The sequence below is a fragment of the Haloquadratum walsbyi J07HQW2 genome (assembly GCF_000415985.1).
Classification (GTDB): Archaea; Halobacteriota; Halobacteria; order Halobacteriales; family Haloferacaceae; genus Haloquadratum; species Haloquadratum walsbyi_B.
Map to the genome: position 1 here is coordinate 2,397,637 of NZ_KE356561.1, position 25,158 is coordinate 2,422,794.

A 25,158-nucleotide genomic window follows, 5' to 3' on the forward strand; every position below is an offset into this window, starting at 1 on the left:
TTCAAATGAACCGGTCTATCTACTTACTGAAACGACTTACATTAGCCATTCCAGTCCTCCTCTTTGGACTGACAATGTCGTTTTTGATTATGTATAAAGGTCCGATCGATCCAGTATTATCGATCCTTGGTCGAGATGCAAACCCTGAGGCTGCTCGTCAACTTCGAATTTCTCTGGGGATCATCCGTCCTAACGGGACACCAATTCCGCTATGGGAACAATACGGGATGGTATTACGCAATCTTGTTACCTTCCAATTTGGTCAGTCATGGATTATCCAGCGCGGTGCATCCGTTCAAACCGTTATCCTCGGGCGGATGGCGCCTACGCTGTGGCTCGGGTGGTGGTCAGTTGTCATTGCATTATTAATTGGTATACCAGTTGGACTATATGCTGGGCTCAAAGCGAACACATGGGGCGATTACTTCGCCTCTGGTGGCGGTATCATCTGGCGAGCGATGCCTAATTTTTGGCTTGCAGTGATGATTGCTGGAAGTCTCTCGGCTGGTGGTGTTCTTTCGTGGTATCGCGCATTTGGCGTGAACACCGATGTCATTGGGACACCAGCCGCGGTGCGACAGCTCTTTACTGTCATTGACCCTTTCGGAGCAGTACCACTCATTGGATTAATTGTCATCCCTGTTCCGAATGTTGAAAATTTCATTATTGCATTCAAGTGGATTCTGCCTGCAGCCCTTGTGTTGGGGTCAGCGTCGATGGGGAATGAAATTCGGATTGGCCGGACAGCGGTACTTGAGAGTCTTAATTCGAAATATATCGAAACGGCAAAAGCAAAAGGACTCTCAGCACGGCGAATAATTATCAAACATGTTGGCCGTAACGCAATTGTGCCACTACTCCCAGTGATTATGGGTGAGTTTTATTTGCTCATCGGCGGATCAGTGTTAGTCGAGCAGGTATTCAGTATTAATGGGCTTGGTAACCTGTTTTTCCGGGCGATCCTCGGTCCAGATATTCCTGTCGTGATGACACTCATCTTTGTCTTTATCATCATTCAAATACTATTCAATATTGTACAGGATCTTCTCTACACAGTTGTCGATCCGAGAATCACACTCGAAGATACCGAATAATGAATGACCCCGAATACTTCCCTGTTGATACTGCTGACACTCCTAACAGTATCACGCCGCATGGATTTGCTATGCTATCCGGTGATTCACTTCGAGTCTTAGGTGTCCTAAATTCAACTCAGCGCCCGTTCCACATCACAATCGATTCACATGTGCGCACGCTCTCACACAACTTCAACCGTTGAGACGACCACTGACGATCCGTTTCAGCGCGATGGACAATCAGTTCGCGCTCGCATCACCGCCGAACCAACGCCGGCAGCTAGATGGGCACTTGTCGCGATTGGACTTCTTGCAGTTGAGTTCGGTGCCTTTCTAAGTGGACTACTGACGATTCTCGATGGCATTGTCATCGGTCTGACGGCGTTTATTGATATTGCTGTCGGCATCATCAACCCACAGCTTGCAACTACCGTCGTTGACATACAGACAGCGGCTTCAAATGCGATTACAACCGCTCGTGATGCCGCTGAGGGCATTCCAACCCTTTTGAGTCGCGAAACAATCCCAAATCAGGGTCATCTCATGGGTCCTAACGGACCGTGGACTGGTCCGATACTTGGCGTTGAACCGGCTTTCGCATGGGCAATTCGTGCAGTATTGATTGTTGGATACTCGTTGTTTGTTTTTTATTGGATTTTCCGAGGATGGACAATCTTCCGAGATCACTATCGACAGGCTGCATGGACGCCGACTGATGATATCGTTGATCGCCTTTCTGAGCACCGCTGGGGACAATTTGGGATTATCATTATTGCCTTATTCATTACAATGGCACTGTTCGGACCCGCACTCGGACCAACCACTGTTGAGCAAAATATTATTTCACCGTATAGTCATGAGGTTACGTATTTCAATGCTGACAGCCAGAGTGTTGAGACAATTACGGCTGGCGATGCCAATTTTGACTCTAAATCAAAGGGATCGAGTGAACAAAATGTAGGTCCAATGAGCTATGATGAATTCAATCGATTTCACCCGTTCGGCACTCTCCCGAACGGTCGGGATTTATTTACATTTATGATGGGTGGGGCACGGATCACACTCATCGTTGCTGGTCTTGCAATCGGATTAAGTAGTCTCATTGCTGCCACGCTTGCGATGATGTCTGCATTCTATGGTGGGCGAATTGACCTTGGTATCCTAACAACAGCTGATGGTGTTGTCTCCATCCCACAATTGCTTCTATTAATCATGATCAGTGCTGTCTTTGCTGATCACTGGCTTGCAACAGTATTAGATGGTGGCTTCCTTCTCGCGCTGATCTTTGCATTTACTGGGTGGCCGTTTCTCTGGCGGGCTGTTCGTGGACCGGCACTACAAGTTGCTCGCGAATCATGGGTTGATGCCGCCCGCAGTTTCGGACAGGCTCCACGGACAATTATGCGAAAACATATGCTTCCATATGTCACTGGATATCTCTTAGTGTATGCTTCACTCTCAACTGGGGGAATCATTATTGGACTTGCTGCTTTGTCCTTTCTTGGCAATGGTCTTGGAATCACACCACCAACACCAGCATGGGGACGGGCGGTTTCACTTGGACAAAGCTATGTCTCCAGTTCGTCCTGGCATATTTCATTACTCCCCGGATTAATGATCGTTCTCCTTGTGACTGGATTGAACGCATTTGGTGATGGACTTCGAGATGCAATTGACCCAGAGAGCGATGGCAGCGATCGTACCGAAGGAGCGACTGGAGGTGGTGCTTGATGGAATCATCAGCTCCCGGCTCTAACGCGAGTTCGGTCACGGATAGCCAACGAGATGCATCCCCACTGGGTCAACCTAATGATGATGTGGTGCTCTCTGTCCGTGATCTCACGACAGTGTTTCGCACCGATCATGAAACGATTCATGCCGTCGACAGTATTGATTTTGATGTTCACCGCGGCGAAACGGTTGGTATCGTCGGTGAATCTGGGTCTGGAAAAAGCGTGACCGCCCGCTCAATTATGGGTCTGATTGATGCACCGGGTGAGATACTCCCCACATCGTCTATCAGATTCAACGACACAGAGCTCACCAACTGTGACGATGATCAATATCGAGCAATCCGTGGTAATGGTATTGGAATGGTATTCCAAGACCCTCAACAATCGCTCAATCCGGTCTATACAATCGGCAACCAGATCCGGGAGGCACTTTCCGTGAACCAGAGTATCCGCGGCGAGGAGGCTCGGGAACGAGCGATTGAACTACTCGAAGCTGTTGCAATCCCAGATCCTGCTCGCCGACTATCGGAGTATCCACATGAGTTCTCTGGGGGAATGCGACAGCGAGCAGTTATTGCGATGATGCTTGCCTGTGACCCGGAATTTCTCATTTGTGATGAACCAACAACAGCCCTTGATGTAACTATCCAAGCACAGATTCTCGATCTTTTCACCAATATACAGCAGGAGCGTGATCTCTCAATTCTGTTTATTACTCACGATATGGGTGTGATTGCACAAATTGCAGACCGCGTCAACGTTGTTTATGCAGGTGAGATTGTTGAACGGGCTCCTGTTGAGCGACTGTTTCAGTCCCCACAGCATCCATATACACGTGGTCTACTGGAGGCGATTCCTGGACGACGGTCCGGTGATGACGGACTGCGGACAATCGACGGTGATGTTCCAACGCCACATGCGCCTGCGACTGAGTGTCGATTTGCGCCGCGGTGTCCGAAAGCCTTCGATGAGTGTGAAGCTGTGCCGCCACAACATGTCAGCGTTGATGATGACTCAGCTCATACCGCAGCTTGTCTTCTTTATCCGGAGCAAAAGGAAGAATCAGCACGTGTGGCGGAACATCGCCGTCGTGCACAGACAGATGTCGATGGAGGTGATTATCATGAGTAAACCAGCTGATTCACGTTCTGATCCTGATGAGTCAATACGGTCTCCACAGTCAGTCTCCAATATGGATACAGATCCGCTTGTGACTGTCAGAGATTTAAAGACATACTATGGTGGTGATGGTGCATTCGCGGATCCGCCGGTAAAGGCAGTTGATGGAGTTAGTTTTCAAATTGAGCGTGGTGAGACACTTGGATTGGTTGGTGAATCCGGTTCTGGAAAAACAACGCTAGGGCGTACACTTGTCCGGTTAGAAGCGGCAACCGCAGGAGAAATTACATTTGACGGCACTGATGTCACGACTTTAGATAGCGATTCACTCACTGAGTGGCGCCAGCGTGCGCAGATCGTATTTCAGGATCCTGAGTCAAGTCTTAACGATCGTATGACCGTTGGTGAGATCATTCGTGAACCACTTGATGCACACGGATGGGGAACAAAACAAAAACGCCGTGATCGTGTTCAAACGCTACTTGCTGATGTTGGACTTCAACCGGAACATTACGTCAGATATCCACATCAGTTCTCAGGTGGTCAACGTCAACGTGTCGGTATTGCACGTGCACTCGCACTTGAGCCGGAATTTCTCGTACTCGATGAGCCAGTGAGTGCGCTTGACGTGAGTGTTCAAGCGAAGATCATTTCCCTTCTTGACGACCTCCAAACGAAATTCGGATTGACGTATCTCTTCATTGCTCACGATCTTTCAGTAGTCAGACATATTTGTGATCGAGTTGCAGTATTGTATCTTGGCAAAATAATGGAGATTGGTGAGACAGAGCAGTTGTATCAAAGCCCACAGAATCCATATACACGGGCACTACTTTCCGCAATTCCAAATCCAGACCCACAGGACACGACTACGCGTATCACACTTCCGGGGACACCGCCAAGTCCTCGTGATCCTCCGACAGGATGTCAGTTCGCGACACGATGTCCAGCAAAACTCCGCCCAAGTGAACTTGAACATCTTGATACAACAACATGGGAGCGTATTGAGCGCTTTCGCGAAGTTGTTCGAGAGCGCTCCCGGGTAGACCCTGGTGTTCGTGGGCAGATTGCTCGGCGGCTCGGATTATTCTCAGCACACGATGACATCGATTCAGCCGTTGTAGACCTCTTTGGTGACTTAGATGAGTGCCCACCAATAGTCGCTGATTCTATTGGATCAGCTGTTGAGCATATTAAATCAGGCTATCCCGAGAAGGCACGTGAGTCACTTCGAGATACCTTTGGCAGTATCTGTGACCGCGAAGAGCCGACACTACAGGCTGTCAACACTGGTGACACTCGCGACTCATCATCTTCTCCGACAGCGATGACACAACGAAGCTATTGTCACTGTCATAAATCTGAACATGATGATGTCTCAACGATATTTGACCGACGTCTTGATGACCCTGACGCTGGAACACATTCGTCTGTCGATCAGACTGATCACTCATACGATCAATAATGACACAGATATCTAAACTGACATTACAACTGACTGATTTTTTACTTTGGGTGTTATTTACTTCGACAGTGACTGTCATCACGAGCGGTGTTACTGCGCTTATTATCTGGGCGAATCTCATCGCAGTAAAAAACGCATTATTTGCGGTTGGTATCGTTCTTTTTGGCATTGGGAGTATTGGAATTCAGCCAGAGCGTATTCGTCGTCGTGCAACTAATACTCGCTCAGCCGGTGCCACGGAGTCATCAAGCGGGACACGCCCACAGGTATCACTTGGACAGTTTTCGGTTGATACTAACGCTGAGTATGGATTTGAACAGCGAATTCAAACAATCCCACCGTTACGTGATAACCGGCTGTCGTTTGGTGAACGAATCAGTCGAGACTGGAAGATCTTTGCGACAAGTCTCCTTGTCCTTGCGACGTCACTTTATTTTGAAATTGGACTTGATGTTCATATTTAATCGACTTATCCAGCACAAGATATTCATAAATACGTCATTTCAACGAATCAATTGAACCAATACCAATCTCAGCGTCAATCTGACGTCTATCACGTTTAGTGGTACCATATCTTAACTCTCATGAAAGCCCAGTCAAAATTGGGGGAACATTCAGGCTGATGGGCTATCATACACTTGTATAATGCGGATTGGTCCAGACTCTGGTATTCCCGGTGAGCAATCTCGTAAGCACAACACGAACAGTGACCCGACACATATTGCTGCTGCTTCTGATGCTGTTCGCGATGGATGGAAAGCAACGATCAAGGATACTTACCGTATGATTGATGATCGCGAAACAGACGGACACCATACTGCTCTTGTGATTGCTGCTGAGACAGCACCTCGTGGATCTGATGGTGGTGATATAGATAATATTATTGATATATCTGAGTCTGTCATCATTACCCCACCTGAGGGTTCATCTGTGCCGACATGGGGACTCAGATATACCGTCCCGCGCAACGCACAAGAAGCACTCGGGTTTATCGAACCACCCTTTACCGTGAATGAGACGCTTGTATATCAACGAGCAGTTGAGGGAACAGTATTCATTGTCACCGAATGTATTTGCACTGAGGAAATATCCGCACCGCAGTCGTTGTTTATTGCTGGCGCGTACCCATCTGGTCATGCTAAATCACTGGTGAGAGTTGCAACGAATCACGATCGAATGTTTTCACATCTTAGCTATCTTGATGGAACACACATTGTGACACTCTCACATGACGACTCAACCACATTTTTCCCGAATCCTGAGCGGTTTCTCGATGCTGGATTAGATAAAAAATAACGTTTGATGTGTCCGCTCAATTTGTGACGTACGGGGAGTTGATGTCGGGTATGAATACAATTTTTCTATCCCTTCGGTCTGAGTCACCGCTCTCAGACGAACACCAAGCCATATTATCACGCGGGAGTAATCTCACTAACGCTAGGTATATATTACTAATATGTGATCCATTATGTATCATATCACAATAGCCTCTGTTCATTTATGCCTAAAATAATCAGCCTTGGTAGCATCAATGTTGACCGCATCCATCATATCTCATCTGATGTGCTTGAAGATCTCACATCCACACACGCATGGTTTCCAGATTGTGGTGAAACAGTTATACATGATGTTGGATCACTCCCGTCGTCAATCCCAACATCGCCAGATACGGTACAATACGGCGGTAAAGGAGCGAATCAAGCTATAGCTGCAACAAATGCAGGGGCTGACGCGACACTGCTCGGTGCCGTTGGATCTGATAGTGAGGGTACAGATGTCTGTGACCATCTCAGTGAATCTGGCGTCAATATCAGTAATGTACAGTTGACACCAATGCCGACTGGAACCGCAGATATTTTTATTGACCCTGAAAGTGACAATCGAATTGTCGTTCGTCCCGGTGCCAATAGAGCAATTGATATCGATTATATCAACGCTCACTTTGAGAGGATTATCGCTGGTGATTGTCTTTTGATTCAAAACGAGATTCCACCTGAGCCAGTCACTCACTTACTTGACCGACTCACGGTGAGTGACGACCCGCCGATTGTCTTTTTTGACCCGGCTCCTGCCGGTGACGCTGATCAACTACTTAAATCGAATGCGATTGACTATGTGACACCAAATGAGACCGAATACGCAGCACTCAATTCAGCGCTCATTGAGTATGCAGGCGTCATCATTCGCAAAGCAGGCGGTGATGATGCTACTGTCGAGATACCGAATTCTACAGACTTAGATGTCTCTCAAATTGTCCCCGATGATTCTGATATCCCTGATCATATACATATCATGACAAATACAGAAAATGAGAATCAGACGGGAGCAAAGCCACCGGATTCAGTGCAACTTTCTATCACACCTCCCACAGTCGATACAGTCGATACAACAGGTGCAGGTGATGTTCTTAGTGGCTACCTTGCTGCTCGACTTCCTGTGGAAAAGTCACTATTAGAGGCGATTAATGTAGCGATTATCGCCGGATCAATATCAACTCAATATACTGGCGCCCAGGAGGGTATTCCCACGTTATCGACTATTCGTGAGTTTCGTTCAGACACTACATATTAACCACATACATTTATTTTTGCACTGACAATTGCTGTCGCATCGGCTGCCAGTTACACGAATCAATTACAACATCTGTTGGGTATCAAGATCAGGATCACGCCATTCAGCTTGCAACTTAGAGTACAACCGATCTGGTGTATATACATTGATACTATAATTGATCATTCGGTTGTCATCATAGCCTTGCTCGTTCATGCCGCCGCAGTCTAGCGATTTTTTGATTCGAAACCTTTTTTCATGCAGTCATCATCTTCTCAAGTGCGCCGCCTTAGCTCAGCTTGGGAGAGCACTCGACTGAAGATCGAGCTGTCCCTGGTTCAAATCCGGGAGGCGGCACTCGATTTCTATGTGACCCTTGTTCGCTGAATATGCCCTTTATAATGGTTTGTTATCTTACAACTACTTCAGATCCAACTCTGAGAATCACTCGAACCACAGCGTCGATTAACATTTCAGATGGAGTCGAACTGCTGTAACATAATATTTACGCCTGTGTCGGTTATCGACTCAAAATATCCATTCTGTCTTGCTCAGCAGGTTTTGATCATGGTGTGCCCGACAATGTATCAACTGCTTAACGAAATTGAGCGACACCTATGACGAATTATATATCTCTCTGTTGATTTCGTTCCCGACGCGTATTTGGATACAATCCATATGAGCATGACTTTAATACTCGATATTTTATATCGAAGAGATATGACTCCACATATCTCAGCAAAGAGCGAGGCGCTAATTCTCGGTGGGTCAAGCGGTATCGGGCTAGCCACCGCAGAGGAGCTATCTGAGCGAGGTATCAATGTCCATCTTGTCGGTCGGACGGAAGCGAAGCTGCAAGACGCAGTTGCAACTCTTCCGGGCGATGGGACAGGCGAGTACTCGGTGATTGATCTCTCTGAGGACGACGATGTTGATGCGTTTGTCGAAGCAGTTGAGCAGTCAGATAGTTCGATACAGTATTTGATTAATTCTGCAGGGTCGTTTGAACCGAAGCCGTTCTTGGAGCACACAGAGTCCGACTATGACAAATACAGCGAATTGAATAAGGCGTTTTTCTTCATTACGCAGCTGTGGCCCGTGGAATGAAAAAGAACGGTGAAGGATCCATTGTCAATGTCGGTTCTATGTGGGCACAACAGGCCGTAGATGCAACGCCGTCGTCGGCTTACTCCATGTCAAAAGCCGGTCTACACGCGCTCACACAGAATCTCGCGGTTGAATTAGGAGAACACGGTGTGCGGGTTAACGCAGTCTCTCCAGCTGTGGTGGAGACTCCGATATATAGCGAGTTCATGGACCCGGAAGACATACATGAGAATTTGCAAGCATTCAATGATATGCACCCAATCGGTCGGGTTGGCGAGTCGGGAGAAGTAGCCGCAGTGATTGACTTCCTGCTTTCTGAGGAATCGAGTTGGGTAACTGGTGCAATCTGGGATGTGGACGGTGGCGTCATCGCTGGATCTATGTAGTGGACGCCTTCTGAAACTGCTCATATCGATTTATTTTGCTTTCATCGGCTGGTGATTGAGCTTGCTGTGGGCAAACATAGCATCATCTGTTTCAATCACAGTTGTTGGGATTCCAGTTACGATTTGGATGCTCAACCGACCGCCACACGTTGCATCAGTATATCGGTTTTACAAGTAAGTAGCCTGAAAAACACTACAATCAGATATTCGCAACTAGTTACATACGAAAACGGACCGGTGATTCAAGATGAGCCCTTTTGTATTCGATTAGGTGCGTTGTTTGTCAATTTCGGTGTCGACATCGTGCTGGTGGGCTCGTGTATCAATTTGGTCGTCGAGCTCTTCGAGTAACGTCAGCAGAAACCCAAGTCCGCCTTTGACCTTCGGATCGGTGAGCTTCCGCGTTGCCCCAATCGGTCCTACTGGGTCCGGTGGCTCAGACGTGTCACTAACTGCGGCGGTAAGCAACTCGAGATTTCGGACTGCCTCAGGTCACCAGCCGCGCTGTCGAGTAGCTCGCCGGCATGGACGAGGGCTCGTGTTGTCGATTGAACCATATCCTCATCGACAGCCTCGGATACAAGCGAAACGACATTTGCCGCAGCTGCGAGATCGTCTAACGTTCCGCTCTCCTGGAGGGTTATCACCGTTTCAACTGCGTCCTGTACTGCTTCGTCGTTCGGATCAAGTTGTTGACTCATGGTATCACGCAAGTCCTCGCGCTGTGAGCCAGTAACTCTCATTTAGGTCAGTTTCGCCCAGTGAACAAATTCAGTTTCGTCGCGAATCACCGGTTCGGCATCATACTGGAAACTCATGTGTGAGCCGGTATCAGTGCCCGCCTGAATGAAACAGATCGAATCGCCATTGAAAATTGTCTGGGGAGTATTTGCCCGAGCTAGTGCAGCTACACGGTCGACAATCGTACCGGCTGTATAATGGGCAACACTGCCAGCCTTACTCGTCGGGATGTTCGTCACATCGCCGGCGCCAAAGACATCATCAGCATGGTCGGATTCAAACGTGTGTTTGTCAACCTCCATCCACGTCTCCCCGAGACCAGATTCCGCGATGAGCGGGCTCGGCTTGAATTCCGGGACCCCGACTAGCAGATCGTAGGATAATCGCTTGCCATCCTCAGTGTGGATCACCTTGGCATCGGCATTAACTGATGCAAAATTAAAGTCGATGTGGGTTGTAATATTTCGGTCAGCAAACCACGGTCCGATCCATTCGTCGACGGCATCAACACTATGTAGCTGTGGGATCGGATACGTATAAATGATCTCAACATCTTCACCATTGTCGAGCTCCCGGAAGCGGGCGTCAGTCATCGTCGTGAATTCGATTGGGACAGCTGGACAGACGTGTGGCATTCCAACGACCGAGAGCACGAGCCGACCTGACTCAAACGTTGACAGTTCATCGCGGAGAGACATGGCGGCATCAGGGTCATAGAAATGATGACCATTGCCGTCCGCGCCGAATCCCGGTGTCGCCTCGATATCTGGGCTCGCACCGTGGCGATAACAAGATAGTCGTACGGAATTGAGACACTATTACTCAGTGACAGCGACTTACTAGCCGTGTTAATACCGGTAACATGATCGTAAATGATATCGACCCGACAATCAATGGGATCAGCCAGCGGTCGGGTCGCATCCTCGGGCTCGGCTTCCCCCCACGGGATTAGAACCAAATCGATTTATGCACGTATTCCGGCGTATCAGAGATAATCCGGATGCGTACGTCTCCGGCGGCTATCTCACGGTGGAGTTCTGTTTGAAGCTGGTTCGCGGTCACTGTTCCACCGATTCCAGCGCCGATGATGACGATTTCTTGAGTCATTGTGATGTCCCCCATCGACGGGGTGAATAGTGGATATTCGCCTGTGACCGCTCGAGTGGCTGTTGGCAGGATATTGACCACACATGTGCTATGTAGTGTAGTTTCAGAACATGTGTCAGTCCCCGTAGGATCTCGCTGGCAATCATAGTATGTTGTTTTCGTATCATACGCGATAGTACATAAAAATGTACATATTTCACAAGTCTATGAAGATAAACGGCACCGGATAGCGCACCACCTAGAATATAGGATGCACAATCACTATACTAGATTCGGCTGAAATAGACACTTGCGTTTGCTCTTTCAACCGCCGGTAATCCAATCCTGTAGTACTTTTATAATATATATGACTAATGCAGTGTTGATTGAGTTGCATAATCAGTGAATTAATGATGGCGGCAACACGGGACTCCTCGCTCGAATTTGACGAAGTAAATATCAGTGAAAAAACATTTATGAGAGATATCCAATGAAGTTAATGGGGTATAAATATATATTATTTGTATGCATGGGAGACGCCTTGCTACTCTTGATGAGATTGTTGGACTAGCAGCACCAGAAAGCACCAAGATAATCAATATGGTCGAATCATGGGCTAAATCTAATGATATTGGATTGACAGTTCTTGATGTTGGCGCGGACATAACTAACGAGCACATTGAGCGAGAGAAAACAACGCTTGGAGTTTCTATTGGCGGTGATGGAACGTTTCTAGAAGCCGCTCGTTCATTTGCTCCATTCCAGATTCCACTGATGGGGATCAATTCTGGGACATTAGCATTTTTAGCCCGTGTTGAGCCACTCGATGTGGAAGATGCATTGACTGCTGTCTATCGTGGACGAGGCTCTATCAACGCGCGACAGCAGTATGAGGTCACTGCCGGGGATATCAATACGACAGGTATCAATGAAATGTTCTTACAAAAGCACCCGCCAGAAGACCGCTATGGAACAAAGGTCGGATCACTGCACGTATTTGTCGATGAGGAATACGTTGGTGAATACTTTGGCAGTGGGCTGATTGTCTCGACCCCAACCGGGAGCACCGGACGAGCATACTCGAATGGCGGTCCAGTTCATTATCCACAAAACAACCGAACGCTACAAATAATTCCACATGAGACAATCAGCGCGGCAGTTGACCCAATAGTCGTCAGTCAAGATTCAGAGATTGATATTGTTCTGGATAGTGATTTTGATATAGATATTGACGGCGGGCGACAGTTTGAACGACTCGAATCAAACACTGTTGTTCATATCTCTGGTGCAGATCAGCCGGTTCAGACCGTCCGTACACCGTATGATGATGCATTTATTACTGCGATGGTCGACAAACTTGACTGGGGACTTCGAACCGTTGACAACGACGGTCCCAAATCAGCACTTGAGGGTGACGTCGGATCGTCTGATTTCAAAGAGCGTGCTTCACGTGTCGCTAAAGAAGCTGCTCGGTCTGCTGGTGAGCCGCTTCAAGAACTTCATGGACAAGTTGAAGATGTCCAATACAAGACTGACAAATCAGATATTGTTACCGAGGCAGACTATCAAGCGAATGACATCATCGAAACGGCAATCAATAGTGAATTTCCTGATCACGTTGTGCAGTCTGAGGAAAACAATCAAACTGCTCCTACGGATGGATATGCATGGATCATTGATCCGCTTGATGGGACTGGAAACTTCGCTCACGGAAACCCAAACTACTCGATCTCAATTGCACTGTTGAAAGATCGAGAACCAGTCGTTGGTGTTGTGTATGCACCAGAATCTGATGATATGTTCCACGCTATCGACGGAAGAGGCGCATATCAAAATGATCACGAAATAAAACCAACATCAAGAAGTCAACTTGATGAAAGCATGTTGCTATCTGGATACGACCCCAGCGGAGAGTTCCTGCAAGCGTTCTATCACGAGACACAAGGTGTCCGTCGACTAGGAAGTGCTGCGCTCAATCTTGCATACGTCGCATCAGGAAGTGCCGATGCAGCTTGGGAACATGATACACGCCCATGGGATGTTGCAGCTGGACTTTGCCTTCTCCGAGAAGTCGGTGGGAAGACAACAGACCAACATGGGTCATCATATGAATTAACATTCAATTCGACTGATGAGCGAACACCATTACTCACGAGCAATGGCTCGGTTCACGAACAACTTACCTCGCATATCGAAGCCTCTGAGTTAATGTCTGAATAAGCCCATCTATACTGTATAATATTAGCTCACAAGCAAATGTCAGTGCTTGAGGTTCAAATCTGGCGATAATTTCAAAATTGATCGCGATGCTACCGGTCCATGAGCTATTAATTTCAGCCGTAAGATAATATATAAGATTTTGTTAACTCTGGCTCTGAGCGCAGTGACACTACCAATGAAGTAATCAATGAGACGGACCGCCGGTCAGCTATCCCTGAGTGTGTCTCTGATTCCCGATTGGAAGATCATCTTCAAAATCCACAGCAGAATCATTGATCCACTCAACTGTTCAGATTTTATCATCGATCGCTTCTCTGAGGGAGTTATCTCAACTGATTAGGCCTTATCATCAATGACACCAATGCAGTCAACAGCTTCTGAAGCTCGCTTACGTGCCGTATCTATGTCAGCAGCGGTTGCGACGGCGGCACCCATTCGTCGACCAGCGTATGCCTCAGGCTTCCCAAACAGTCGCATGTCAACCTCAGATACTGATACTGCCTCATCAACCCCGGTAAACGCAGGTCGTGTGAGTGATTCATCGACAACCACTGCCGCGCTTGCGCCTGGGCGCTCAACAGCGACCTCAGGTACCGGAAGACCGAGAATGGCACGTAAATGAAGGTCGAATTGACTCACCCGTTGAGAAACCAACGTTACCAACCCAGTGTCATGTGGTCGTGGCGAAAGTTCACTAAAAATCACATCTCCATCTTGTACGAAGAACTCAATGCCAAAGATACCGTGCCCACCAAGTCCATCAGTCACCTCCCGAGCCATTCGCTGTGCGGTCGCTAGTTGCTCACTTGTTAATGGATGTGGTTGCCAACTTGTTCGATAGTCGCCATTTTGCTGTGTATGTCCGACTGGCGGACAGAATGTTGTTCCGTCATTATGTCTCACTGTCAGAAGTGTAAACTCGGAGTCAAACTCGACGAGTTCCTCGATAATGACACGACCGGTATCTGATCGTGACCCCGCCCGAGCGGTTTCCCAACCATCATTGATCTCTTTACTCTCACGTACGGTTGATTGACCCTTCCCTGATGATGACATTGTGGGCTTTACAACCACAGGTATCCCAATATCCGCAACGGCTTCGCGGTATGTGTCATGATCATCAGCGAAGGCATACTCACTTGTTGCAACACCAACCTCCTCAGCAGTGAACTCACGGATCCACTGACGATCCATTGTCAATCGAGTCGCTTGCGCTGTCGGTGCAACATCATAACCCTGTTCTTCTAATCGCTCAAGCTCATCGGTCGCGATAGCCTCAATTTCCGGAATAATGACTGCAGGCTCCTCCTGCTGGACGATCCTTCGGACTGCAGTTGCGTCGGTCATATCAACAGTGTAGCTCCGGTGTGCAGCTTGCATCGCTGGTGCGTGCTCATATCTGTCGACAGCAACTGTCTCTAGCCCGAGTTGTTGAGCTGCAAAAATAACCTCCTTTCCAAGCTCTCCACTTCCAAGTAGCAGCAATGTCGTTGCATTTGGACTCTCTGGTGTCCCTATCCGATGCCCATGGGCGGGTGACATACTAAACGCTCGGGCAGTAGTGATAAAAATGCCCCGGGAAGCGAAATTAATCACTCAGCCACTGACACCAAGTCCCACCCCAAGAGCGATGAGTACCGCTCCAACGGCACGTCGTCGAAGATGACCCTCTTTCAGCCCAATACTACTTATAATAACAACTAAAATGATACTCGCTCGAAATAAAATCGAGGCCTGGGTCGCACTTGGGGCTGCACCGAAGGTAAACAGCGTTGCTGCAAGCCCGCCGAATTGTAACACGCCAAGAACGCCTTTATCACCCCGATAGAGCGCCAGAAGCTGCCTCCGTTGAGATGCTTCATGAACAACACCAGCCCGCCACAATCGACCTGCACTCCCGATTCCCACAAATAATACGATGATCGCCGAAACATAAACTGGATTAATAGTTGCAGTGGCGATGCCGTCAAGTGTGGATGTTATACCGAAAATAAAGTTCACCGAGACTGCTAATACGACTGCTGTCGTATCCGAACCGTGCAAAACGCTCTGCAGTGTATTTTGTTCGGAATTTACTATTGCGGCCCCAAACGCACTCAAAACAGCTCCAGCAATCACAAATGGTGTGATAGAAGTGTCACGCAAGACCGGTTCGACTAGTGATGTGATGATTGGTGATAATGATGTTAGTGGGATAATAACGGATGCATCCTCTCGTGAGAGCGCCGCAAATATCATGAATGCACCAATGACATTCAATACCCCTGTCAGTACCATTGCGACAGTACTTCGTGGTGTCCCTGTGAATCCATATTGCAATGCGGTCCATCCAATCACTGGCAGAAACAATCCAAGCGCAACGGTATCCCTGACAAACAACACTTCAGACTCAGAGGCGTCGGCAAGCAATTGCTTTTGATACGGACTCATAACTGCCCGAGCACAGACAGCGACTATACCAGTCAAGACCCACGTAGGAACCGAAATCATGAGTACAGATTAATCGCACTTGACAACAGCACTGCAAGAGCCAGTTGCGTTGTATATTAATTAGACCACAGCGGGTTGAGTGTCGCCGTATCGATATTGACATGCATATTTCAGAGTAAAACACGAATACAAATATTGTGTCAATATTCGATGAAAGAGAGCTCAAAGTCTCTTGACGGGAAATATCAGCAATGTCTGATTGATGGAGTCGAAAGTATCCTTCTCCAAGATGGCGTATCAGTAACCCTGGAATATGTTTACGAAACGAACCCGAGCAGGTTGGAACAGTTCACTCAGTTACTGCAACATCAATCTCACCCGTCCGCTCAGCCGCATATCCAAGAAGTGTATCGTGCCCGTCTGCAGACATAAGCACTGGATAAAATTCTGAGTCAGCTATGAGCGATTTCCCTGCTTCGGTTGTTGCATACTCTATGCCTGAAGCCACTTGCTCAAAGTTATTAGCGTGTACGCGGTATCTTTCTCCTGGAGTCTTTTCAATCGCATCTTGAACCTGATAATGCGTCGTTGGAGTTACCTCAGCTTCTTCGGGAAGGACATTCATGACGCGGAGATATGCAATTAGACATCTATAGGCGTTCTCAGCCGCAGCTTCAGAGCCTTGATAACCAGCTTCGACATTGACAAATCCTGATAGATTCACGCTTCGTCCCGTCACATATCCAGAAAAATCAGCTGCATGATCAAGCGGCAATGCCTGCATAATCGTTGCTTTTTGTGCTGTTAAATTCGCGAGTGTTCCAAACGGCTGATCAAATGAAACTGTTGAATGAAATCCGAGCGTTACACAGTCTTTAATCTCCTGGTAGAGATCAGACGCCAGGCGCTCTTCATATATCTCACTCTCTGGATCACCAGGAAATAGTCTATTGAGGTCAGCCTCGGTGTATCGCACATTTCTCTCAAGCGCACGCTCATTTGCAATAATAAATTTAACCCGTCGTTGAACGCTGTTTGTTATGTTTCCTGAGCAGAATCGCTCAACTGCTCGCACACCACAGGGCTCATCGCCATGGACACCACCGACCACAGCGACTGTAGGCGTCTTATCTCCATCTTCAGGACCGAGCGTATGAACTCGCATACGTGATAATAGTAGAGCCAACATACAAAACGACATACTGCCTCAGACACTCGCCCGTGAATCATATCAGCGGCGGCAAGAAGTTCCAACGATGGGTGTTTAACGCGCTTCAATTGCAAGTCGGGCACAAAGCGGAACGGGCTCGGGCTGGCATCGTGGTTGAGACCGTTGAGCCAGCGTATACGAGCCAGCAATGCTCAAAATGCGGATGCACGCTTGAAGAAAACCGCGCCGACCAGCAGTGTGAGTGCTTGGACTGCAGGTACACGACGAACGCGGATTATAATGTGGAGAAGAACATTACTCGGAAGTTATCGGTGACACTCCAGCAAGGGCAGAAGTCCGTTGCTGGAGGGGCGTCCTGTCAGGACGCCCTGAAGTCGGGGATTGTGACCGTGACTGCGAGTAGAGTGGTATCCGATACGTTCGTCTCGGCATCGGTAGGTCGAGAGTCCACCACCAAGCCCACGGCTGCAGCCGTGGGTAACTGACAACACACGTACTGTTGTTTCTCCCAACTGTTGAACAAGTGTCTTTCGCGCTCTCATCGTGACACTGAGCGACCGCTAACCAGTTCGAACGCGAAAAATTGTAATGTCGGATTTATTACAACAGATTCATATTTGATAGAAATCACATATGCAGTTATCATCCAAACATCACTGCCAGATAACTGATATTCATAGCCCGAATATGACTGCTATGGCTGATATCAATCTCACGCCAACGTTAGATGGACGGACTGCATTGGTAACTGGTTCGGCAAAACGTGTCGGACGCGAGGTGCTCCTTGCACTTGCGGATGCGGGTGCTGATGTTGCTGTTCATTATCGTCAAAGCGCTGATGCAGCGGCAACAACTGCTGAAACTGCGCGTGAGCATGATGTTGCGGCGACAACTGTGCAGGCAGATATAACGGTCCCAAGTGAGGTAGATGAGATGATTGCAAGCTGTGAAACAGAGCTGGGCACGATTGACATATTAATAAACGCTGTTGGACCACTCCCTCAAGGACGGTGGGATGAACTCTCAGTTGTGGAATGGCGTCGTACGATTGAGGGCTGTCTGTATGGTACGTATCTCTGTACACGAGCAGTTCTTCCGACAATGCGAGATAACCAATGGGGTCGAGTCATTAATTTTGGTGTTGCTGATGCCCGTGATGATCGCGCTGTTCCAATGAACTTTCCTTACTTTGCGGCGAAAAAATCTGTCTTGCTCTTTACACGGACAGTTGCGTATGACACACAGGATGACGGAATCACCGTCAACGCTGTATCACCTTTTGCAGTTGAGAATACTGTCGTTGACGTCGGTGATTATCCGCGTGGTCGTCCAGCCCGATTTGATGACGTAATTGCACCGATACTATTCTTCTGCACCGATGCGGCATCATATATCTCTGGACAAAACATCGCAATCGATGGCGGTCGGTTACAGGAGGCATAACTCTATATTATCTCAATCAAGTGAGAATACCACTAAGTATGATTGGCAGTGTCAATCCAATAGTTAAAAGAATATTTGTCAATAGAATAAATATAACATTATTACGAAGCACGGATGCCGGTGGGCGTTCTTCCGGAGTTTGAATTGACCACACCACTGGGCGGAATGCGGCAATAACTCCAAGCAATGCAAGTAATGCTGTGCGAGGGAATACTTTTGCGATGACGCCAAGGATAATGATTATTGGAACGACTACTGTCGTAACTGCATAGAGGCGACCGCCCCATACACGCCCAAACCGGTGGATGAGGTTTGCCCGACCACCGTATCGATCAGGGTCAACGTCAGGAAACTCATTGAGCAAAAGTAGATTAAATGTCAATATAAATGCCGGCACTGCAGCAAGTACCCCAACAGGTGAAATTTCTCCTGACTGGACGAGTGCTGTTCCAATGACAGGAAGTCCACCAAGTCCAAGCCCAGCCCCAATCTCGCCGAGTCCAACTTTCGTCAGATACTCTGTATATCCAAGAACGCTGATTGCACCAATCACATAGATTGGTATAAGTATCGGTCCAATAACTATCAAAAACCATACTCCAATAATCATCCCAATAGCCGCAGTAGCATAGCCAAAGCGGTATACAGTTGTGGGGTTGACGTCTCCAGCCGGGAGTGTCTTGCTTCCTCCTGAGAATGGTGTGGCATCTGTGCGCTCGTCAATCCCTGACTCATAATCAGCCGCCTCATTTAGCGCGTTAACCGAGACATGTAACGCAATAAGCCCAATAAGTGCAATACCAGTCCGAGTAGCGCTAAAGGATCCATTACCAACGGCTGACGCAGCGGCACCAAGTGTAATAAGAGTGGCCGGAAGGACTAAAAACGGCGGTCGAGCGACACTGAAGAGTGGTCGTAATTGACCAATATACTGAGTGACAGCAGCCATACCACTCAGTGGCGACCGGTGAATAAGAGCTACTCGGCACGTTTATACTGTCATATTGGTAACTCTACATGATAGCTGAATATCACGCGAACTCAAAACTACTCATACAATTGGGACTGTAAGGGAGGCCATCAGAGTACATTAACCACTCAACTAACGCGTTCTTCTGTTGAATTTACGTATACCAATAACCAGACGTATCAATCATAACTGAATGGTTCAAGCGTCGTGTCATACGGTGTCCGGCTTGGGTGTGCAGGATGCCCATCAGTGGTTGTCGTAATCGCATACCAATCAGCGTCAAGAGCCGCTGTGACTTCGCGCCCTCGTTCGCTTATCGTGCCATGAATACCCCATCCAGCAACAACTCGATCAGACTCACGACAGATATCTTGGAGATACTCATCGTTCTTTGGACCAACTGGGGTTGAATGTGATTTCATAACGGTTGGGTCCGTGCTTCGTAATGCAAATAAATTCCCGATAATTACGTGACCGAATCCCATTCCATTTGCATACGTCATACATCGCGTCGTTGTTTGGTCATCGCTTTCTGCATCGGCCCGACTGGGATTTACTAATACAAACGCCATTGTTGGTGCTGTTGAATCCCATACACGATCAAGTCGATACCGATAATCGCCATTTTCAGTTATCACTGCCTCACGCATGACATCCGTCGGTGCTGCCGGATCTGATCCTGGAGTGTCGCGCACGCAATGTAAATTGCCGGTTAAACATAATAGTTCATCTGTTTCACTGATTTAATCAGGAGGCATGCGTTCGACTTCTGTTAAATAGCATCTATCATCATGTGAAGTGAATACAATTTAGTGAGAACCCAGCGTCGTCATCATCCGCTCAGATAAAAATATGTTATCTAGCGACGAATTGCCTGTATTCCTTTCCTCGCACCGTAATATACCCATTCTGCACTATAGCAGAACACACATCCTTTGAACTCTGGCTTACTCTCTGTCTCAACTGATGTCTCTTCATGTTCGCTCATGAATGTATATTCCCCTCGGGAATAATGAAACGTTTGCCACTAGTATCGTACCGGAACAGTACATGGGTTCAATTATATATGTACACGTCATCCCGAAATTTCAGATCATGTCTACATGTCTAATTGAACACCGCATCTGATTCAATGTAACTACGAAAAGAGGTATTGACATGTATCCTAATTAATTGCACTCAGAAAGGCAGATCCTAATTTCCTATCTCACTGCTGGTATAAAATTCTAGATATCAGTATACTTGTGCATGTATACTATTTTTCTAGTCTGAGCTACTGTATGCACGGAGTTGGGTAATTAAAGTTGGTGTAACACCTATCTAAATATGTATGCACGGCCCGGGTGGAAACATTGCATTATCAGAACGACAAGAAGAAGCTTGGAAACTCGTTGAGCATGAGAATATGTCATATGAAGTCGCAGCAGAAATGATGGGTATTACACAGGATACTCTTGAAAACCATCTAATCGCCTGTAATCAAAGAAAAGAGGACTGGCAACACACAATTGATTGGATGAAGGGGAATTCATCTAGCGTTGAAACTGAGTAACTCAGATAATATATTACTGTGTGTATGTCTGAAGACGGCTCATATTGTGTTCATCAAATATAAACACATCAACAAACTCGAAGAGTAACTCTCCTTCTCGGAGTAGACGACCACGAACGGCAACCTCATTCTTATTGGTATACACCCTATCTACGACATGAGTCGTATCAGTCATTGGGCGCTCATCACGCATGAACTGAACGAATCGCTCTCGCCCAGCGAGCGTTTGATCAGAACGTTGATGCGTGAATTCTGGCGTAAGAAGCGAGGCTAGTTTATCATAGTTATCCTGATCAATACTGTCATAATATGCACGGGCAGCCTCCGTCCGCTCTGAATCTAGCGTCATACTGAATGTTTGGACTTCACGACGGCGATATTAACATGCGTCTGTTTTGATTTCCATAGCACGGTATCTTCCATATCAGCGATCATTTCTCATATTGAGTCATATCTGACCCCGCATTACTTGACCTACAGATATCATTGTAGTTGATAATTGATTATTGCCGATTCTATCATTCGTTGACTGTCGTCACAGAAGTATCGGTCGTTGGGTCAGAGACAGCCTCAGCGAGATCAGTCTTCGTTAGGATTCCGACTCCGTCATCGTCAGCGTCAGTCACAGGTAAATGACTGTATCCGCCATCATGCATCTGCTCGGCAGCCGCAGTCAACGCGACATCTGGTGAAACAGTTTCAACGCCAGTTGTCATATACTCCTGGACAGCTGTCTCATCCGCTGGAATATTGTCTGCTATTACCGATAGGGCATCTGTTGAGGTGAAAATACCGGCTGGTCGGCAGCCTTCCCCGACAACGACGACAGATTTGATCGTCGCCTTTCGCATTGCGTCAGCAGCTTCAGTTATTGACGTCTCCGCTTCCAGAGTCAACATTGGTGTCGTCATTACATCTTTGACACGTAACTTGGTCATAGCCGGAAACTCGTCGCGACGCACATAGTGTTTTCTACACTGAAACAAACATTTCCCCGCGTGAACGTCGAGACGAACATCAAACTCGTCTTATGCAACATCAGGAGGATCGCTGGAAACATTAATTTAATTGTATGATTTATGATAGAACAGCAAATTTATGTATACTTTGACATAGTTCATCTATATATTGATATAGTTGCTCGCTTTCCCAACTGTTATGTTGATAAAACGCTAGTTAATGTCTGAATAGCTAATGGGCGCACAAACCGTCGTGGAGTTGTCGGGACTAACCAAGCAGTATGGCGATGTCACGGCAGTCCATGACCTATCTTTTTCAGTTCGACGAGGCGAATTCTTCTCAATCTTAGGTCCAAGTGGTTGTGGAAAATCAACAACATTACGCACAATTGCTGGCTTCGAAAATGCAAGCGAAGGTAGGATTAAAATTAATGAAACTGATATTACGGGTACTCCTGCACACCAACGCGAAACCGGCATGGTATTTCAGGGTTATGCGCTATTCCCACACAAAACCGTTAGCGAGAATGTTGGCTTTGGTCTCAAAATGGACGGCGTCCCACAGTCAGAACGTGAAGATCGCGTAGAGCAAATGCTTGCAACCGTTGATCTCGGGGGATTTGAGCAGCGGATGCCGAGTGAACTCTCCGGTGGGCAACAACAGCGAGTCGCATTAGCTCGTGCGTTGATTATTGAGCCATCAGTGCTTCTGTTAGATGAACCACTTGCGGCGCTTGATCTCCAACTTCGACAGGACATGCGGTTTGAATTGCAGCAAATCCAAGATCGACTTGATATTACGACGATTTATGTCACACACGATCAAGAGGAAGCACTCTCAATGAGTGATCGCATCTTAGTGTTAGATGCCGGAAAAGCTCAACAAATAGATACACCTCGCAAATTGTATAATAATCCTCAGAATCAATTTGTTGCTGACTTTATTGGAGAAGCGAATATTCTCCAGACGCGATTTAAATCTGCCACGAAGGATGTTATCAAAGTTGAACCAGAGTTTTCTTCAATGGATACAGTATCAGTGATGAAAAACGGATTTGATGAAAATTCACTCTCCACAGGTGAACGAGTTTATTTGAACATCCGCCCGGAGGATATTACAATCCATCCACCAGATAAGGATCCTGAGGACGGACTTAGCGCTGAAATAACGAACAAGACATTCATCGGCAAGACGACACAGTTTGTCGCTACGGTTGGTAATAATCAAGAGATACTTGCAGAAGCATCAGGATTGGCTGCTCAGCAATCGATTGCCACCGGTGATACAGTTTCACTTACTTGGTCACGGGATGACTGCACTATTATTGGTGAACATCGCGTATGAGTTCTGCTGAGCCACGCCAGTTGATAGCTGATATGTATGAACTCATTGCTGACCCCATCGAAGCCTGGTTTGAGCGGAAGGAATCGTATATTCCGCTATTACAACTCGCTCCTGGATTCCTATGGGTGCTTGGACTACTCGGTGGTTCATTGCTGATTATCCTAGTGTATAGTTTTCTCGAATCAGCACCGCTTTCGACAGGGAACCTAGTAATCACCATTGCAAATTATCAGACAATCTTCGCAACTAGCTATTATCTTACAGTTCTTCTCAAATCACTTCTTATTGCTGTGGCTGTCACAATGATTTCACTACTGATTGCGTATCCGGCAGCATATCATATTGCGTTCATGGACAGTCGGTTTCGAAATCTCTATTTATTGATGCTTATTTTACCGTTTTGGATTAATCTAATAATCCGTACCTTCGCCTGGCAACTCATCCTTGGACAGAGTGGACTCATCAACTATGTCTTAGTGAGTTTAGTAGGTGTTCTTGAAGCACCACTACAAATGCTTTATTCGCCGTGGGCAATCATTGTTGGGCTTGTACACGTATTTATGCCGTTTGCAGTAATCCCATTGTATACGTCCATTCAGCGTATTGATCGCTCGCATACAGAGGCAGCACGTAACCTTGGAGCCAATCGGTTCCAGACATTCTATGAAGTAACACTCCCACAGACACTTCCCGGGATTGCTGCTTCTTCAATAATCGTGTTTGTCCTCTCATTTGGGTCGTTCGTTATCCCAAATATGCTCGGTGGGCAAGGGAACCTCATGATTGGCAATATCATTGCACAACTCTTCGGAGAAAGCTTTGATTGGTCGCTTGGAAGTGCAATGGCGACATTATTCGTGATTACTGTTATTACACTCGTATATGTATTTAATCGAGCCATTGGCTTACGTAGCCTCTATGGCAGTGATACTGCATGAGCCGGGTAACACGACTTCTTGGACGACTTTCATTCTCTTCGAAGACCGGATCGAAACTACTTCAATTTGAGACTATCATTTTATTTATTTTTCTTTATGCGCCAATTCTAGTTGTTGTTATACTCTCTTTTAGCGCTGACTCAGTGCCAAGTTTTCCAATCTCTGGATTCTCAACTGAGTGGTATCTTGCACTCATCCCAATCGGTGAGAAGTTCGATGCACAACTCATTCGTGCTTTCTTGATAAGCGTTCAAATAGGTATTATCGCCGCTATCGGTTCAGCAATCATCGGCACTGCAGCTGCAATCGGAATGGTGCGAAACGAATATGCGCGCTGGTTATTCAATGTAGATACTCTTAATACACTGTTTATTACGCCAATGATGGTGCCATGGGTTGTGACCGGCATTGCTGTTCTTTCACTTTATTCGATATTAGATATCGCTGGCTCATTTATCTCGCTTATTATGGGACATATCCTGATCACACTCCCATTCATGACTATTGTCGTTGCTGGGCAGTTATATGGATTTGACCGCTCATTGGAGGAAGCAGCACAGAATCTTGGCGCCGGTCCACTTCGGACCTTCTATGAAGTAACACTTCCCATCATCTCACCGGGTATCATCGCCGGCATGATGTTTGCATTCACTATTTCATTTGATAACTTCACACAGACTTTCTTTTGGACATCTAGCACGCTCAACACACTGCCGGTGGTTATCTTTTCTCGAATTAATTTTAGTCTTACTCCAGTAGTCAATGCAATGGGAACGGTCATTGTCGGAGTCTCATTGACGATGGCTTTCCTCGCTGAACGACTCTCAAGTCGTGTAATCACCGATTAGAACCCATTATCAGTATGTT

27 protein-coding genes, 1 tRNA gene and 1 pseudogene are annotated in these 25,158 nt (G+C 47.1%); 17 read left to right on the top strand and 12 right to left on the bottom strand.

Annotation, left to right across the window (positions count from 1 at the left end):
• Window positions 1–5 precede the first annotated feature (5 nt).
• From J07HQW2_RS11205 to J07HQW2_RS11245, 10 genes and pseudogenes are all read left to right on the top strand, one after another.
• On the top strand, window positions 6–1,094 hold the full coding sequence (locus J07HQW2_RS11205; protein ID WP_021055633.1) for an ABC transporter permease: 1,089 nt from the start codon (window positions 6–8) through the stop codon (window positions 1,092–1,094).
• Window positions 1,094–1,279, top strand: coding sequence for a hypothetical protein (locus tag J07HQW2_RS18605; RefSeq protein ID WP_021055634.1), 186 nt, complete (start codon window positions 1,094–1,096; stop codon window positions 1,277–1,279). The genes J07HQW2_RS11205 and J07HQW2_RS18605 overlap by 1 nt, the downstream gene beginning before the upstream one ends.
• Window positions 1,245–2,807 carry an ABC transporter permease gene (locus tag J07HQW2_RS11210; protein WP_021055635.1) on the top strand — a complete coding sequence of 521 codons (1,563 nt, stop codon included), beginning with the start codon at window positions 1,245–1,247 and terminating at the stop codon, window positions 2,805–2,807. The genes J07HQW2_RS18605 and J07HQW2_RS11210 overlap by 35 nt, the downstream gene beginning before the upstream one ends.
• Window positions 2,807–3,940 carry an ABC transporter ATP-binding protein gene (locus J07HQW2_RS11215; protein WP_021055636.1) on the top strand — a complete coding sequence of 378 codons (1,134 nt, stop codon included), beginning with the start codon at window positions 2,807–2,809 and terminating at the stop codon, window positions 3,938–3,940. The genes J07HQW2_RS11210 and J07HQW2_RS11215 overlap by 1 nt, the downstream gene beginning before the upstream one ends.
• A complete protein-coding gene (locus J07HQW2_RS11220) occupies window positions 3,933–5,393 on the top strand; it encodes an ABC transporter ATP-binding protein (RefSeq protein ID WP_048075257.1) in 1,461 nt (486 codons plus the stop codon). Before J07HQW2_RS11215 ends, J07HQW2_RS11220 begins: the two co-directional genes overlap by 8 nt.
• Entirely contained in the window at window positions 5,393–5,857 is a 465-nt protein-coding gene (locus tag J07HQW2_RS11225; protein WP_021055638.1) for a DUF7555 family protein, read from the top strand. Before J07HQW2_RS11220 ends, J07HQW2_RS11225 begins: the two co-directional genes overlap by 1 nt.
• A gap of 181 nt (window positions 5,858–6,038) precedes the next feature.
• Window positions 6,039–6,689, top strand: coding sequence for a DUF7529 family protein (locus tag J07HQW2_RS11230; RefSeq protein WP_021055639.1), 651 nt, complete (start codon window positions 6,039–6,041; stop codon window positions 6,687–6,689).
• 204 nt (window positions 6,690–6,893) lie between these two features.
• Complete coding sequence (locus J07HQW2_RS11235) at window positions 6,894–7,964, top strand: PfkB family carbohydrate kinase (protein ID WP_021055640.1); 1,071 nt, start codon at window positions 6,894–6,896, stop codon at window positions 7,962–7,964.
• Window positions 7,965–8,226: 262 nt separating this feature from the next.
• Window positions 8,227–8,300 (top strand) — tRNA-Phe (locus J07HQW2_RS11240).
• A 363-nt stretch (window positions 8,301–8,663) separates the two neighbouring features.
• Window positions 8,664–9,436, top strand: a pseudogene (locus J07HQW2_RS11245) (SDR family NAD(P)-dependent oxidoreductase).
• 267 nt (window positions 9,437–9,703) lie between these two features.
• On the opposite strand, the gene J07HQW2_RS20055 reads toward J07HQW2_RS11245, so the two are convergent.
• From J07HQW2_RS20055 to J07HQW2_RS18615, 4 genes are all read right to left on the bottom strand, one after another.
• Entirely contained in the window at window positions 9,704–9,904 is a 201-nt protein-coding gene (locus J07HQW2_RS20055) for a DUF1641 domain-containing protein (RefSeq protein ID WP_394324614.1), read from the bottom strand.
• Window positions 9,856–10,179 (bottom strand): helical membrane plugin domain-containing protein, encoded by a 324-nt coding sequence (locus J07HQW2_RS11250; RefSeq protein WP_021055644.1) that lies wholly within the window; start codon window positions 10,177–10,179, stop codon window positions 9,856–9,858. The genes J07HQW2_RS20055 and J07HQW2_RS11250 overlap by 49 nt, the downstream gene beginning before the upstream one ends.
• Window positions 10,180–10,875, bottom strand: coding sequence for an NAD(P)/FAD-dependent oxidoreductase (locus tag J07HQW2_RS18610; RefSeq protein ID WP_021055645.1), 696 nt, complete (start codon window positions 10,873–10,875; stop codon window positions 10,180–10,182).
• 250 nt (window positions 10,876–11,125) lie between these two features.
• Window positions 11,126–11,365, bottom strand: coding sequence for a hypothetical protein (locus J07HQW2_RS18615; protein WP_021055646.1), 240 nt, complete (start codon window positions 11,363–11,365; stop codon window positions 11,126–11,128).
• Window positions 11,366–11,788: 423 nt separating this feature from the next.
• Between J07HQW2_RS18615 and J07HQW2_RS11260 the strand changes: the two genes are divergently transcribed.
• The gene (locus J07HQW2_RS11260) at window positions 11,789–13,483 is read left to right on the top strand and encodes an NAD(+)/NADH kinase (RefSeq protein ID WP_021055647.1); all 1,695 of its coding nucleotides are present in this window, start codon (window positions 11,789–11,791) and stop codon (window positions 13,481–13,483) included.
• A 336-nt stretch (window positions 13,484–13,819) separates the two neighbouring features.
• Here J07HQW2_RS11260 and purT read toward each other — a convergent pair whose 3' ends face one another.
• The 3 genes from purT to J07HQW2_RS11275 all read right to left on the bottom strand — a co-directional run bounded on the left by purT (window position 13,820) and on the right by J07HQW2_RS11275 (window position 17,078).
• Window positions 13,820–15,025: a formate-dependent phosphoribosylglycinamide formyltransferase gene (purT, locus tag J07HQW2_RS11265; RefSeq protein ID WP_021055648.1), complete on the bottom strand. Its 1,206-nt coding sequence runs from the start codon at window positions 15,023–15,025 to the stop codon at window positions 13,820–13,822.
• Window positions 15,026–15,079: 54 nt separating this feature from the next.
• Window positions 15,080–15,973 (bottom strand): DMT family transporter, encoded by an 894-nt coding sequence (locus J07HQW2_RS11270; protein WP_021055649.1) that lies wholly within the window; start codon window positions 15,971–15,973, stop codon window positions 15,080–15,082.
• Window positions 15,974–16,262: 289 nt separating this feature from the next.
• Complete coding sequence (locus J07HQW2_RS11275; protein WP_021055651.1) at window positions 16,263–17,078, bottom strand: M14 family metallopeptidase; 816 nt, start codon at window positions 17,076–17,078, stop codon at window positions 16,263–16,265.
• Window positions 17,079–17,134: 56 nt separating this feature from the next.
• On the opposite strand from J07HQW2_RS11275, the gene J07HQW2_RS11280 reads away from it, so the two are divergent.
• Entirely contained in the window at window positions 17,135–17,569 is a 435-nt protein-coding gene (locus tag J07HQW2_RS11280) for a zinc ribbon domain-containing protein (protein WP_303704096.1), read from the top strand.
• Window positions 17,570–17,780: 211 nt separating this feature from the next.
• A complete protein-coding gene (locus tag J07HQW2_RS11285) occupies window positions 17,781–18,527 on the top strand; it encodes an SDR family NAD(P)-dependent oxidoreductase (RefSeq protein ID WP_048075259.1) in 747 nt (248 codons plus the stop codon).
• Between the two features lie 16 nt (window positions 18,528–18,543).
• On the opposite strand, the gene J07HQW2_RS11290 is transcribed toward J07HQW2_RS11285, so the two are convergent.
• From J07HQW2_RS11290 to J07HQW2_RS18620, 3 genes are all read right to left on the bottom strand, one after another.
• Complete coding sequence (locus J07HQW2_RS11290) at window positions 18,544–19,476, bottom strand: prenyltransferase (protein ID WP_021055653.1); 933 nt, start codon at window positions 19,474–19,476, stop codon at window positions 18,544–18,546.
• A gap of 200 nt (window positions 19,477–19,676) precedes the next feature.
• Window positions 19,677–20,192, bottom strand: coding sequence for a DUF1643 domain-containing protein (locus J07HQW2_RS11295; RefSeq protein WP_021055654.1), 516 nt, complete (start codon window positions 20,190–20,192; stop codon window positions 19,677–19,679).
• A gap of 164 nt (window positions 20,193–20,356) precedes the next feature.
• On the bottom strand, window positions 20,357–20,485 hold the full coding sequence (locus tag J07HQW2_RS18620; protein ID WP_021055655.1) for a hypothetical protein: 129 nt from the start codon (window positions 20,483–20,485) through the stop codon (window positions 20,357–20,359).
• 342 nt (window positions 20,486–20,827) lie between these two features.
• On the opposite strand from J07HQW2_RS18620, the gene J07HQW2_RS11300 reads away from it, so the two are divergent.
• A complete protein-coding gene (locus tag J07HQW2_RS11300) occupies window positions 20,828–21,049 on the top strand; it encodes an RNA polymerase sigma factor (protein WP_021055656.1) in 222 nt (73 codons plus the stop codon).
• Window positions 21,050–21,062: 13 nt separating this feature from the next.
• Here J07HQW2_RS11300 and J07HQW2_RS11305 read toward each other — a convergent pair whose 3' ends face one another.
• Together J07HQW2_RS11305 and J07HQW2_RS11310 are read right to left on the bottom strand one after the other, a co-directional pair.
• The gene (locus J07HQW2_RS11305; RefSeq protein ID WP_021055657.1) at window positions 21,063–21,398 is read right to left on the bottom strand and encodes a nuclear transport factor 2 family protein; all 336 of its coding nucleotides are present in this window, start codon (window positions 21,396–21,398) and stop codon (window positions 21,063–21,065) included.
• 169 nt (window positions 21,399–21,567) lie between these two features.
• Entirely contained in the window at window positions 21,568–21,987 is a 420-nt protein-coding gene (locus J07HQW2_RS11310) for a CBS domain-containing protein (RefSeq protein WP_021055658.1), read from the bottom strand.
• 256 nt (window positions 21,988–22,243) lie between these two features.
• On the opposite strand from J07HQW2_RS11310, the gene J07HQW2_RS11315 reads away from it, so the two are divergent.
• From J07HQW2_RS11315 to J07HQW2_RS11325, 3 genes are read left to right on the top strand one after another with little or no spacing between them, the layout of a single operon-like run.
• Window positions 22,244–23,353, top strand: coding sequence for an ABC transporter ATP-binding protein (locus tag J07HQW2_RS11315; protein ID WP_021055659.1), 1,110 nt, complete (start codon window positions 22,244–22,246; stop codon window positions 23,351–23,353).
• Entirely contained in the window at window positions 23,350–24,291 is a 942-nt protein-coding gene (locus J07HQW2_RS11320) for an ABC transporter permease (protein ID WP_021055660.1), read from the top strand. The genes J07HQW2_RS11315 and J07HQW2_RS11320 overlap by 4 nt, the downstream gene beginning before the upstream one ends.
• On the top strand, window positions 24,288–25,139 hold the full coding sequence (locus J07HQW2_RS11325) for an ABC transporter permease (RefSeq protein ID WP_021055661.1): 852 nt from the start codon (window positions 24,288–24,290) through the stop codon (window positions 25,137–25,139). Before J07HQW2_RS11320 ends, J07HQW2_RS11325 begins: the two co-directional genes overlap by 4 nt.
• The last annotated feature ends 19 nt before the right edge of the window (window positions 25,140–25,158 follow it).